Source organism: Aeromonas sp. CU5 (genome assembly GCF_002586745.1).
GTDB lineage: Bacteria > Pseudomonadota > Gammaproteobacteria > Enterobacterales > Aeromonadaceae > Aeromonas > Aeromonas sobria.
Genome location: NZ_CP023817.1, coordinates 3174578 through 3186337, shown reverse-complemented (window position 1 = coordinate 3186337; position 11760 = coordinate 3174578). Strand labels below are relative to the sequence as shown.

Genomic DNA, 11760 nt, shown 5'->3' with positions numbered 1-11760 from the left:
TCGTAGCGTGAAAAGGGTGAATGACTATCCCAGCAGGGAGAGCACATTGGCGATCTTGTTGTCGAGCTCGGCCCACTCGGCGACAGGCTCGGAACCGGCGACAATGCCGGCACCGGCAAACAGGGTGACGCTGCCCGGCTGAATGCGGGCGCTGCGAATGGCGACCGAGAACTCGGAGGTCTCCCGGCTCAGCATGCCGCAGGCACCGGCGTACCAGCCCCGATCATAGGGCTCGAATTCGCGGATGAAGGCCAGCGCCGCTTCGCGCGGGGCACCACCCACCGCCGGAGTCGGGTGGAGGGCGTCGAGCAGCTGCCAGTCGCAGACCCCGGGCTTGAGTTCGGCTTCGATATCGCACTTGAGGTGCTGCAGCAGCCGCAGTTTGAGAATGCGCGGCTCGGTCAGGGTTGCGTCGTGGGCCAGTGGCGCCAGACGGCTGAGGATGTCGGCGTGTACCAGCCGGTTCTCCAGCCGGTTTTTGTTGTCGGCCAGCAGCTCGGCGGCCAGTTGGGCATCCACCTCTTCATCGCCGGAGCGGCGGATGGTGCCCGCCAGCGCCTCGGTAAAGAGGTGGCTCCCTTCCCGGCGGTAGAGCCGCTCGGGGGAGCAGGCGATAAAGGCCTGCTCGGGGGAGAATTGAAAACCGAAGTGGAAGCAGTCCTGAGCGTGGCGGGCCCACTGGTCGAGCATGGCCCAGGGGCACACATCACCATCGCTGTGCAGACTGGTCAGGATGCTCTCCCGCGACAGCACCACCTTGGGAGTGTGGGCCTGAAAATCGGGGGCCGTGACCCGTTCTACCAGCGTCTGCCATTGGGCGGGGCCGGGGCAATCCTGTCGCTGCCAGGGCTGCTTTTGCAGGGCGGGCAGCGGAGCTTCCGGGCGCAGGGCATCAAGGGCTGCTTCGGCTGCTTGCAGTTCGGTCTCGAGATTGTCGCCATCCAGCCAGAGGTTGAGGCAGAGGCTGACGCACTCGCCACGGCGCACCAGCTCGATGCGGGGCAACACGAAACGGCAGGGGCCAAACCCTTGCCAGCCGGATTGGGCCGGATCGAACGCCAGTCCGCCATAGTAGCGGGGGCTGTCGTCGTGATGCTGGCTGCCCGTGTTGGCGCACACCCGCTTGATGGCGTGTGGCTCGGTCAGCTCATGGATGGCGCCCAGCGCGACATACTCTGGACGATCCTGGCCACGGGCCTGCCAGTAGATGCGGGGATAGAGGGTTTGCGCCGCGAGCCAGCCCAGAAAGGAGCGTACCTCGATCCCTACGCGCAATCGCACGAAGCCGCTGACGTTGCTGTGACGCAGGGCGTCCAGTTGTTGCTTGATATGGGTCTGAGCCAACATGGATTCTTTTCTGAGCCGGGTAGTAACGAGCGATCCGGTAGCAGGATGCCGTAGGTTTATGCCAAAGGGCGATGATTTCCTATATATTATCTGCCCATTCGTCCATGTAAATCGCCCGAGGGAGTTTCACTCTCCGGGGCCAAGTATACCCAAATCCGGTTCGATAACCCTTAACACGATCAATATCCGATTGTTTGGCCATCACAATATGACAAATACCTTCTCTGTTTGGTTGCTGGCGGCGCGTTTGCGAACACTGCCGCTAGCTTGCTCTTCCATCCTGCTGGGCTCGGGGCTGGCTGCCAGTCGTGGCGCCTTCGATGGCGCCATTATGGCGCTCTCGCTGCTGACCGCCATCCTGCTGCAGATCCTCTCCAATCTGGCCAACGATTACGGTGATGCGGTCTCCGGCGCCGACAACGGCGAGCGGATCGGCCCGCAGCGGGCGGTGGTCTCCGGCCTTATCACTCAAAAGCAGATGTGCGTGGCGATGGCACTGACCGCGCTGGCGGCGGTGGCCAGTGGCCTGCTGTTGCTGGGCTGCGCCTTCGGCGGTCAGTGGCTGCAGATTTTGGCATTTGTGGTGCTGGGCGGTGCTGCCATCGTCGCAGCGGTGACCTATACCGTGGGCAAGACCCCTTACGGCTATCGCGGATTCGGCGATATTTCGGTGTTCCTGTTCTTCGGTCTGCTGGGGGTGCTCGGCTCTTACTACCTTTTCACCAAAAGTCTGGATTGGGATCTGCTGCTGCCCGCCACTGCCTGTGGTCTGCTGGCGACCGCCGTGCTCAATATTAACAATGTGCGCGACATCGAGACCGACGCCGCCAGCGGCAAGATCACCCTGGCGGTACGCCTTGGCCGCAACCGCGCCATCGCCTATCACTGGGTGCTGCTGGGGGCGGCGCTACTGGCGACCATCGCCTTTATCCTGACCCAGCCCGCCAGCGTTTGGCCGTGGATCTTCCTGCCAGCCATGAAGCCCCTCAGCGATGCGGCCAAGACCCTGCGCGAAAGCTTTGATGGCGAGGTGTTGACTGGCGCGCTCAAGAAAACCGCCATCAGCGCGTTTCTGTTCAGCCTGCTGCTCTCCATCGGGTTGGCGCTCTCCTGATGAGCGACCTGCTTGTTGTTATGTGAAACGGGCTCCCGAGGTGGGAGCCCTTTTTATGTGCCGACGAGACGTGTTGGCACTGGATAGGCCAGACAGGAACACCACCATGCGTGCATCACTCAAACAGAAAATCATTCAGGTATGCCAGCAAAAAATCGCCCAGAAGGGGGAGACGGTCGGGCTCTCCTTTTATGCCTTCTTTGCCAATCGCAATGACGATCCCGATTTGCTGATGGAGGCAGCGACCTGGTGGATCCAGACCCACAAGCTCGATCACTTTGAGAAGGCCAAGAAAATTCTCCTGCTGGTCGAGCAGGAGTGAAAGTTGGTCGCAATGAAACGCAATGAAACAGAGAGGGCTCCCAAGCGGGAGCCCTCTCTGTTGGTGGTCGATGATGTTATCGACTAGCTGGCGCGCGCCACCTTGAGGGGGCTGCGGGAGAAGATCAGGGTATCCAGCAGCCAGATGGCAACCATGGAGGCCCCCACCAGCGGGAAGGCGATCCCCAGCAGCATCAACAGGGCGATAGCACCACGTATCGGCGGGAGTTTTGTGGGCAGCGGCGGCGCGGCGAGACGGCCCTGCGGACGGCGGCACCACCAGATCCACAAGCCGCTCACGGCGCTGGCCAGCACCATCAGGCAGATGATCAGCATGGCCAGCTGATGGGGCCAGCCGTAGAGCTTGCCCATATGCAGCATGACGCCGCTCTCCACCGTCTTGGCGACCGGGCCGTAATCCTGCCAGCGCACATCGGCCAGCACCTTGCCGCTGTATTGATCGATATGCAGGGTGGCGTCGTTGCGTGGATCATCGGCAAACAGGGCAATGGTGTAGACGCCGGTGTCGCCGACCGGCGGGGTGATGCTGTAACCCGGTTTGACTCCCCGTTCACTGGCGGTCTCGACCACCTGTTGCAGCGCAATGCGCTGGCTCGCCATCACCACTCCCTCATGCTCGCCGTGGTTCATGGCGCCATGATCGTGCTCTTTGTTAGCTGGCTGCGAGCTGGGCATAGGAGTGTTCTCCACCGCCCAGGGAACGGTCTGCTCATGAGCCTGATTCAGGGTGCGGGCCAGCGGTGCCGATTTGGGCACCTCGTTCCACATGGCGGCGGGGAAGCGGTTCCAGACCGCGGCAAACTGATCGCCCCAGAAACCGGTCCAGGTCATGCCGCTCAGCAGCAACAGCAGCAGGAAACCGGCTCCCCAGAAGCCGACCACGGCGTGCAGATCCCGCCACCAGAGGCGTCCGCGCTGGCTTATTCTGGGCCAGAGGATGCCGCCCACCCCGGGCCCCTTGCGTGGCCACCAGAGGTAGAGGCCGCTTAACAGCAGTACCAGACCCCAGCCTGCCGCCAGTTCGATCAGCCGATCCCCCGTGATGCCGAGCAGCAGGTCGGCGTGCAGGGAGCGGGCCACCGCTTGCAGATTCCACTTGTTATCCATGGTGCCAAGCAGGGCGCCGCTGGCGGGATCCATAAACAGGGTCAGCTCCTGTTCGCCCCGATTGACGATGAACTGGGCGCTCTGATCGGGAGCGGCAGGGGGCAGGTATTTACGCAGGCTGGCATCGGGCATGGTCATCATCGCCTTGGCCAGCAGCTGGTCGGCACTCAGGGTCTGGCTGGCGGGGGCGACCTTCATCAGCTCGGGGTACATCAGGTTGTCGAGCTGGGGTTTGAACAGATAGACGATCCCGGTCAGCGACAGCAGGATCAGGAACGGGGCAACGAAGAGACCGGCGTAGAAGTGCCAGCGCCAGATCCGTTGGTAATGACTCGAGTCCCTGTTTTTCATTGCGCATCCTTGTTGGGTTGCCAAACCTTTCGGTTGGTGGAATGTTGGTGGCGGCGCGGATAATAGCAGTAACTTTTTATTAACTGCAATCACACATTTCGTTGCGACTGATCCGGTGCGGGATGGTGACAGTGTGAAGGTATGAGAAGGTTTTTCTGGCTAGCCAGATGAGGCGTCTGGTCTTCATAAGGAAAGGTTTTTGCTGGACTTTTCTTTATAAATTATTACCTTATGATAACAATTTGCAGGCAGTTGCAGCGCAAGGGAGCAAGGATGCAGCCACATGGGCAATTCGAGATGGTGCGCCGGGGTCAGATGCTGATCTGTCGGCCAAATGGCGCCTTTAATCTGGCGGGTGCCATGGCCTATGAGGCTGACTTTCGCGAGGAATTGGTTGAGCTGGTCGGCCTGCCTTGGGGGATTGTGGAGGTCGCGACCGAGTTTGAAGCCGCCGGGCCCGAGGTGCTGGCCCGTTTTCGCCGCCAGTTTGGCTGGTGCGCCAGCAGTGGCTGCCGGTTTCTGGCGGTAGTGCTAGAGGGTGGTTTCAAACGCTATCTGGCAGATAACCTCTTCAGGGATCTGCCATTCAGGGCGGTGCGTTATTTCGAACAGGAGGCGGCAGCGATCCACTGGCTGGAGCAGCAGCTCACCCCCGATCCCTGCGATATCACCGTGGCAGGGCTTACGCCAAGCTGATAAACCACTTGTCCCGCTCGTCAACGCAGTCGGGTTCACCCATTTCGAATTCACGGCAGATCAGCGGTCGCACCTCGTAGATCCGGCACATCATGGCGGGGAGTGCGATCGAGCGCCCGGGTCAGGCCAGCGTGATAAACCACTTGTCCCGCTCATCCACACAGTCGGGCTCGCCCATTTCGAATTCACGGCAGATCAGCGGTCGCACTTCATAAATGCGGCACATCATAGTGTTGCGATCGAGGGCGGCACACCAGCCATCTTCCAGCCGGTGCATCACCGGCACCTGGCCTTCGATATCATCGACGTAGCGATCCGGTACGCCGGTATCAGTAAACAGCATCACTTCAAGGCGACAGCAGCAGGCTTCGCAGTTCTGGCAGCTGACCTCGACTGGGGTTTGTTGGTTCATCTATGTTGTCCATGCCATGGAATAGCACATTTTTTATAAAAAACAGGCGCCTGCAAAGGCGCCCGTATTGTGGTCAACCGTGAGTCGGGCAGCCAAGCGGCCCATCCTCAGGTTTAGCCCAGTTTGCGGGCGCGGTAGGTGCGCCCCTTGATTTTGCCTTCTTGCAGCCGCTTGAGGGCGGCACTCGCCACACTGCATTTTACCGCGACGTAGGAGTACTGCTCGGAGATCTGGATCTTGCCGACATCGGCACCGGCAATACCGCCTTCGCCAGTCAGGGCGCCCAGAATATCTCCAGCTCGCACCTTGGTTTTGCGGCCCGCATCGATGGAGAGGGTCACCATCTGTGGCGCAATCGGCTTGATGTCACGGCCAATCAGCGTGAGGTCGCCCTGCGGCATCGGGGCCTGCTGGTACTCTTCGATAAAGTTGACGCGCTGGGCTTCGTTCGGCTGATAGAGGCTCAGGGCCAGACCCTGCTGGCCAGCACGGCCGGTACGACCGATGCGATGGACATGGATCTCCGGGTCATAGGTCAGCTCGTAGTTGATGACGGCGCCCAGCTCTTTGATGTCGAGGCCGCGGGCTGCCACGTCGGTGGCCACCAGAATGGTGGCACTGCCGTTGGCAAAGCGCACCAGCACCTGATCCCGCTCGCGCTGTTCCAGATCGCCGTTCAGTGCCAGCGCCGAGAAACCTTTGGCGGCCAGATGATCAGCCACGTCGTTGCAGGCGCGTTTGGTGTTGCAGAACACCACGCAGGAGGCTGGCTGATAGTGGCTCAGCAACCAGGTGAGGGCGTCGAGGCGCTCGCCAAATGGCACCTCATAGAGCTTCTGTTCGATGGCGCTCCCCTCATGGAGAGACTCGACACTCACCTCGACCGGATTGCGCTGCACACCGCGGCTCATCTGGGCGATCCCTTCCGGGTAGGTGGCGGAGAACAGCAGGGTCTGGCGCTGCTGGGGAGCATAGCTGATGACCCGGTTGATCTCTTCGCCAAAGCCCATGTCCAGCATCCGGTCGGCTTCGTCCAGCACCAGGGTTTTAAGGCCAGACAACTCCAGGGTGCCTTGCTCCAGATGCTTGAGGATGCGGCCCGGGGTACCGACAGCGATGTGGGCGCCAAAGCCCAGCGTGGCCGATTGGGGCGCAGTCTGGGTGCCGCCGCACAGGGTCACCAGCTTGACGTTGGGCAGGGCGCGGGCCAGACGACGGATCTCCTGCGCCACCTGATCTGCCAGTTCGCGGGTCGGACAGAGCACCAGCGCCTGCACTTCGAGACGATGGACGTTGAGCTGTGCCAGCAGGCCAAGGCCGAAGGCGGCGGTCTTGCCGCTACCGGTTTTAGCCTTGGCGATCAGGTCTTTGCCATCGAGCACCAGGGGCAGACTCTGGGCCTGGATCGGTGTCATCTGCAGATAACCCAGGCTGATGAGGTTCTCTTGCAGGGCGGGGGAGAGATTGAGGCTGCTAAATTCGCTGTTGTTCACAAAAAGACTCTATTTCGAAGAAAACGGGGATGCGCACGAGCGCTAAGGCCGCGCATCATACCAGAATGTGGCAGTGGATGTGGCGGAAATTTGAACGGTTGACCATAGGGGCGCGCATGCAGGGTTCATTTGTTGCCAAACAGATCGCTGGCAATAACTGACAATGCGATAAGGACTATTTTTCAAACACTCATCTAATTATTTATCGCGGATAAACGTTTTCCATTTTCGGTATTTCAATATAATCACTGAAAAATATTCTACGAGCAGTCGTTACGCCACAGGAAATGTTGCGAAAATGCTGCTCGAATATTTTCAAAAACATGAAAACGGCGTCTGCATTGCCCAACGTGATGTTTTAAAAGGATTTATGTTATCTATGTTGTGTGATTAATATCAGTTCATTGCGCAATTAATTTAAAAACGTTTGTATTATCCTGCATGCATATTATTGAGCGGGATTGTGATGGCTATCTGATTTTTAAATGTGCAAATGTCTATGATGGCGCCGGTCAAAAATTACAATTTACTCAGGTGCTACAGGTATGGAATACGTTCACTTTGTGCTCGGACTGGTCATGGTCCTCGCTCTTTCGCTGCTGGCTAACCGCCACAACTGGAAACAGATCAAGCTGCGTTATATTGGCCAACTGCTGGTGGTCGAACTGGCGCTGGCCTGGTTCATGCTGAACTCCGAAGTGGGTCTGGCGGTGGTGGGGGGCTTCGCGGCTGGCTTCACCAAGTTGATGGAGTTTGCCAAACAGGGCACCGACTTTGTGTTCGGTGGTCTGGTCAACGAAGGGGCCTTCTCCTTCTTCCTGATGGTGCTGATGCCCATCGTCTTCATCTCGGTGCTGATCGGCATTCTGCAGTACATCCGTCTGCTGCCTATCGTCATTCGTGGCATAGGTACAGTGCTGGCCAAGATCAACGGCATGGGCAAGCTGGAGTCTTTCAATGCCATCAGCTCGATGATCGTCGGTCAGTCCGAGAACTTCATCGCCCTCAAGAACACCCTGCCGCACCTGAACGAGAAGCAGATGTACACCCTGGCAGCGACGGCCATGTCCACCGTTTCCATGTCCATCGTCGGTGCCTACATGCAGCTGATCGAGCCACGTTATGTGGTTGCCGCACTGGTGCTCAACATGTTCAGTACCTTCATCGTGCTGTCACTGATCAACCCGTACGAGCCGGATAACTCGGTGACCGACCTGAAAGCCATCACCGAAGGTGACGAACACCACACGCCGAAGAAAGAGAACTTCTTCGAGATGCTGGGCGAGTACATCATGGCCGGTTTCACCGTTGCGGTGATCGTGGGGGCCATGCTGGTGGGCTTTATCGCGTTGATTGCGCTGGTGAACTACCTGTTTGAGATGGCGTTTGGCGTCAACTTCCAGTTCGTGATGGGCTACCTCTTCTACCCAATCGCCTGGATCCTGGGTATCCCGAGTGGTGAAGCGCTGCAAGCGGGCTCTATTATGGCGACCAAGCTGGTAACCAACGAGTTCGTGGCCATGATGGATCTGGGCAAGGTTGCGGCCGAGCTCTCGCCGCGTACCGTCGGCATCCTCTCCATCTTCATGGTGTCGTTCGCCAACTTCAGCTCCATCGGCATCATCGCCGGTGCGGTGAAGGCGCTGAACGAAGAGAAGGGCAATATGGTTTCCCGCTTCGGTCTGAAGCTGGTCTACGGCTCTACCCTGGTCAGCCTGCTCTCTGCGGTTATCGCTGGCATCATGATCTAATCCTCTAGTGGCATCACCACTGGCAGGCCCCGGACTCAGGTTCGGGGCCTTTTTTGTCTCTGCGTTATATCAACCAGCCGCACCACCAGCCAGCAACCAGCAGGGTGAGGGTGCAAAAGCCGGTTTCCAGAGGGCCACCGCTTTTGAGCGGCCAGCCCGGCAGCCGGAAGCGGCGCTTGATGGGCCAGAAGAGCGGAATGCCCGCCGGGGTGAGCCAGTCTCCCAGCAGATGACTGAGGTAGCCGACGATAAGCGCATCTTTGACCCCGACAGGCACAGATCCGGCAGGCAAGCTCTGGTTTAGTCCCCAGATGGCGATGGCCACGGCTAGCAGGCTGTGGGTGAAGCCGCGATGGCCGCACAGTCGCGACAGGGGTTTCGAGATCCACGGCAGTCGTTGTCCCAGCACCGATTTGGGATGATCGAGGTCGGGCAGCAGCGCACTGGCCAAGGCGGCAGGAATGGTCTGCCACAGGCTGGCATCGGCCAGGGCCGGGGTGAGCTGTAGTTTGTGGGCGAGCAGGGCGCAGGTAACAGAGAAGAGCAGGTGCCCTTGGGCGGTCATGATGATTACTGTGTGGAGAAAGGGCGGCGCATCTTATCAGGCCGCTGGCGTTGGTCAGCTGTTATTTTAAAAATCAGGATGTTACGGTGAAAAAGCGCCCAAGCTGGGCGCCTTTAGGGTCTCTTTACAACTTGCCTTTGACCAGCCACTTGTCGAGGGCATTGGCGAAGCATTGCTTGTCGGCAGAGTTGAAGGGGGCGGGGCCGCCAGTTTGCACGCCAGCGGAACGCAGCTCCTCCATGAAATTACGCATCCCGAGCCGCGCCTTGATGGTCTCGCGGGTGTAGATCTCGCCGCGGGGATTGAGCGCCTCGCCACCGGCGTCGATCACCCAGGAGGCGAGGGGGATATCACCGGTGATCACCAGATCGCCGGGCTGAACCTGCTGGGCGATGACATGATCTGCCACATCGAAACCCTTCTCCACCTGCTGGGTTTTGATAAAGGGGGAGGGGGGAACCCGCAAGCCTTGATTGGCCACCAGCGTGGTGACGACCTGGGTGCGGTGGGCGGCGCGGTAGAGGATCTCCTTGACCGGAATAGGGCAGGCATCGGCATCAACCCAGATGGGCATGGCATGGTTTCCTGTGGTTAAAACGGGGGAATACGAGAGCAGGCATAGTAACACAGGCGACCGCTGTCCGCCGTGGGGCTGAGTCGGCCCCGCCTTTCGTGTAAGCTGGGGGCCGTTGGCGAGAATCAGAAGGAGACGACATGGATCGGGTGCCCGGTGAAGTAATTTATGCCCTGACCCTGGATGGCAAGGGTGGTATGGCGCCGCTGACGGCGGGAAGCGACATTCCGGGGGATCGCCCGGCCTGGCTGCATCTGGATTACGGCCATCCCGATTCGGCGCGCTGGTTGCTGCAAACCCCGCTGCTGGGCGAGGCTGCCAAAGAGTCGCTGCTCGGCCAGAGCAACCGTCCCAAGCTGGTGCGGATGGGGGAGACGGTGCTGCTGATCCTGCGCGGCATCAATCACAACAAGGATCACAGACCCGAAGAGATGGTGGCCCTGCGGATCTTCATCACCCCGGATCTCATCATCAGCAGCCGTCGTCGTCCGCTGCTCTCCGAGCAGGATGTGTTCAACCAGCTCAAGCTGGGTGGCGGTGCCGATACCCCGGCTGACTGGTTGGTGGAGATCTGCGATGCCCTGACCGATCGGGCAGGGGAGTTTGTCGAGGAGCTGCACGACAAGATCCTCGATCTGGAGGAGATGGTGCTGATGCGCGACATGCCTGCCAATGGCCGCCTGGCGCTGATCCGCAAGCAGCTCATCATGATCCGCCGCTACCTCTCCCCCCAGCGGGATCTGGTGGCGCGGCTGGCCAACGAGAAGATCAGCTGGCTTGATGAAGATGACCGCCGCCGCCTGCTCGATATTGCCGACCGGTTGCGACGCTGGCTCGACGACCTCGATGCCGGGGTGGCGCGCACGGCGGTGCTGGCAGACGAGATCAACAATCTGATGGCAGAGGCGACTAACCGTCGCGCCTACCAGATGTCGGTGATGGCGCTGCTGTTTTTGCCTGCCAGTTTCCTGACCGGCCTGTTTGGCATCAACCTCGGCGGTATGCCCGGGGCCGAGAGCCCGACCGCCTTCTGGGTCTTCTGCGGATCCTTGGTGGCGCTGGCAAGCGGGCTGGCAGTCTGGCTCAAGCATCGACGCTGGTGGTAAGGAGGCATAACCCATGTGGCAATCAATTGGCCTGACCCTGCTGCTGTTGCTGGGTCACACCCTGATCCGGCGGCTTATTCACAAGAGCCTGCTGGCGCTCGGCCAGAGCAGGCAGGTGAGCGAGAACCGGGTGCTCTACGTGGCCCATGTGTTCCACTTCCTGCTCGGCTGCGCCACCTTGCTGGTGCTGGCCGGGGTGTGGGGGCTCGATTTCTCCCGACTGGTGGTGCTCGCCTCCTCCTTCTTCGCAGTGCTGGGGGTCGCCATGGTGGCGCAGTGGTCGATCCTCTCCAACATCACCGCCAGCATCACCATCTTCTTCGCCTTTCCCTATCGGATTGGCGATCGGATCCGCATCCTCGACAAGGATGATTCGGTCACCGGCGTGATCACCGAGATCGGCCTGTTCTACCTGCGGGTGCGCGATGACAACGGTGATCTGGTCACCTATCCAGCCAACCTGATCCTGCAAAAGCCGGTCAGGAAGCTGGAGGGCAAGCTGGCGGAACCGCTACAACCGGAATAAAAAGCAACCGGAATAGAAAGTAACCGGAATTGAAAAAGGCTCCTTGGAGCCTTTTTGCTGTGCGGTGTCTGGCTGGTGCTGCGTTAGCGTTCGAAGAAGCGGTAGAGGTATTCCACCTGGATTGGGCAGTCGGCCACCAGATGGACGTGGTCGCGGGCCTGCTCGACCGTGCCGAAACTGACCGGGCAACCAAGGGTATCGGTCATTTCATAGAGGGTGCCATCCTTGCCTCTGAACTCGATGAGCCAGCCGGGAACCGCGATGTCATGGATAAGTTCAGCTTCCATGAGGAGCTGTTGTTGATAGAGCTTACGAAGTTCACTGACTGTCATGATGCTCTCCTTTCCTTTGGGGAATATCCACTTTCAGTCTATGC

13 protein-coding genes and 1 pseudogene are annotated in these 11760 nt (G+C 59.7%); 6 read left to right on the top strand and 8 right to left on the bottom strand.

Annotated features, from left to right (window positions below; translation table 11 throughout):
* Window positions 1–24: 24 nt before the first annotated feature.
* Window positions 25–1347, bottom strand: coding sequence for an isochorismate synthase MenF (locus tag CK911_RS14170; protein WP_098970723.1), 1323 nt, complete (start codon window positions 1345–1347; stop codon window positions 25–27).
* 208 nt (window positions 1348–1555) lie between these two features.
* Here CK911_RS14170 and CK911_RS14165 point away from each other — a divergent pair, with 208 nt between their 5' ends.
* Complete coding sequence (locus CK911_RS14165; protein ID WP_172954022.1) at window positions 1556–2461, top strand: 1,4-dihydroxy-2-naphthoate polyprenyltransferase; 906 nt, start codon at window positions 1556–1558, stop codon at window positions 2459–2461.
* A gap of 106 nt (window positions 2462–2567) precedes the next feature.
* Complete coding sequence (locus tag CK911_RS14160) at window positions 2568–2783, top strand: DUF6500 family protein (RefSeq protein ID WP_033136028.1); 216 nt, start codon at window positions 2568–2570, stop codon at window positions 2781–2783.
* Between the two features lie 83 nt (window positions 2784–2866).
* On the opposite strand, the gene CK911_RS14155 is transcribed toward CK911_RS14160, so the two are convergent.
* On the bottom strand, window positions 2867–4261 hold the full coding sequence (locus tag CK911_RS14155) for a PepSY domain-containing protein (RefSeq protein ID WP_098970719.1): 1395 nt from the start codon (window positions 4259–4261) through the stop codon (window positions 2867–2869).
* 273 nt (window positions 4262–4534) lie between these two features.
* On the opposite strand from CK911_RS14155, the gene CK911_RS14150 reads away from it, so the two are divergent.
* Complete coding sequence (locus CK911_RS14150) at window positions 4535–4957, top strand: hypothetical protein (protein WP_068979047.1); 423 nt, start codon at window positions 4535–4537, stop codon at window positions 4955–4957.
* On the opposite strand, the pseudogene CK911_RS21510 reads toward CK911_RS14150, so the two are convergent.
* The 3 genes and pseudogenes from CK911_RS21510 to dbpA all read right to left on the bottom strand — a co-directional run.
* Window positions 4944–5051 (bottom strand): annotated as a pseudogene (locus tag CK911_RS21510) (YkgJ family cysteine cluster protein); the annotation flags it as partial. The gene CK911_RS14150 and the pseudogene CK911_RS21510 sit on opposite strands and share 14 nt — an antisense overlap.
* Window positions 5052–5078: 27 nt before the next feature.
* Window positions 5079–5369 (bottom strand): YkgJ family cysteine cluster protein, encoded by a 291-nt coding sequence (locus tag CK911_RS14140; protein WP_042023074.1) that lies wholly within the window; start codon window positions 5367–5369, stop codon window positions 5079–5081.
* 113 nt (window positions 5370–5482) lie between these two features.
* A complete protein-coding gene (dbpA, locus tag CK911_RS14135) occupies window positions 5483–6862 on the bottom strand; it encodes an ATP-dependent RNA helicase DbpA (protein WP_098970716.1) in 1380 nt (459 codons plus the stop codon).
* 545 nt (window positions 6863–7407) lie between these two features.
* Here dbpA and CK911_RS14130 point away from each other — a divergent pair.
* Window positions 7408–8613, top strand: a complete 1206-nt coding sequence (locus CK911_RS14130; RefSeq protein ID WP_042023072.1) for a NupC/NupG family nucleoside CNT transporter — start codon at window positions 7408–7410, stop codon at window positions 8611–8613.
* A 64-nt stretch (window positions 8614–8677) separates the two neighbouring features.
* Here CK911_RS14130 and CK911_RS14125 read toward each other — a convergent pair whose 3' ends face one another.
* Window positions 8678–9178 carry a metal-dependent hydrolase gene (locus CK911_RS14125; protein WP_042023071.1) on the bottom strand — a complete coding sequence of 167 codons (501 nt, stop codon included), beginning with the start codon at window positions 9176–9178 and terminating at the stop codon, window positions 8678–8680.
* Window positions 9179–9302: 124 nt separating this feature from the next.
* Entirely contained in the window at window positions 9303–9752 is a 450-nt protein-coding gene (locus CK911_RS14120; RefSeq protein WP_098970714.1) for a YaiI/YqxD family protein, read from the bottom strand.
* Window positions 9753–9892: 140 nt separating this feature from the next.
* Here CK911_RS14120 and zntB point away from each other — a divergent pair, with 140 nt between their 5' ends.
* The gene (zntB, locus tag CK911_RS14115; protein ID WP_068979044.1) at window positions 9893–10858 is read left to right on the top strand and encodes a zinc transporter ZntB; all 966 of its coding nucleotides are present in this window, start codon (window positions 9893–9895) and stop codon (window positions 10856–10858) included.
* Window positions 10859–10871: 13 nt separating this feature from the next.
* On the top strand, window positions 10872–11384 hold the full coding sequence (locus CK911_RS14110) for a mechanosensitive ion channel domain-containing protein (RefSeq protein ID WP_098970711.1): 513 nt from the start codon (window positions 10872–10874) through the stop codon (window positions 11382–11384).
* An 83-nt stretch (window positions 11385–11467) separates the two neighbouring features.
* On the opposite strand, the gene CK911_RS14105 is transcribed toward CK911_RS14110, so the two are convergent.
* Complete coding sequence (locus tag CK911_RS14105; RefSeq protein ID WP_042023067.1) at window positions 11468–11716, bottom strand: hypothetical protein; 249 nt, start codon at window positions 11714–11716, stop codon at window positions 11468–11470.
* Between the last annotated feature and the right edge of the window lie 44 nt (window positions 11717–11760).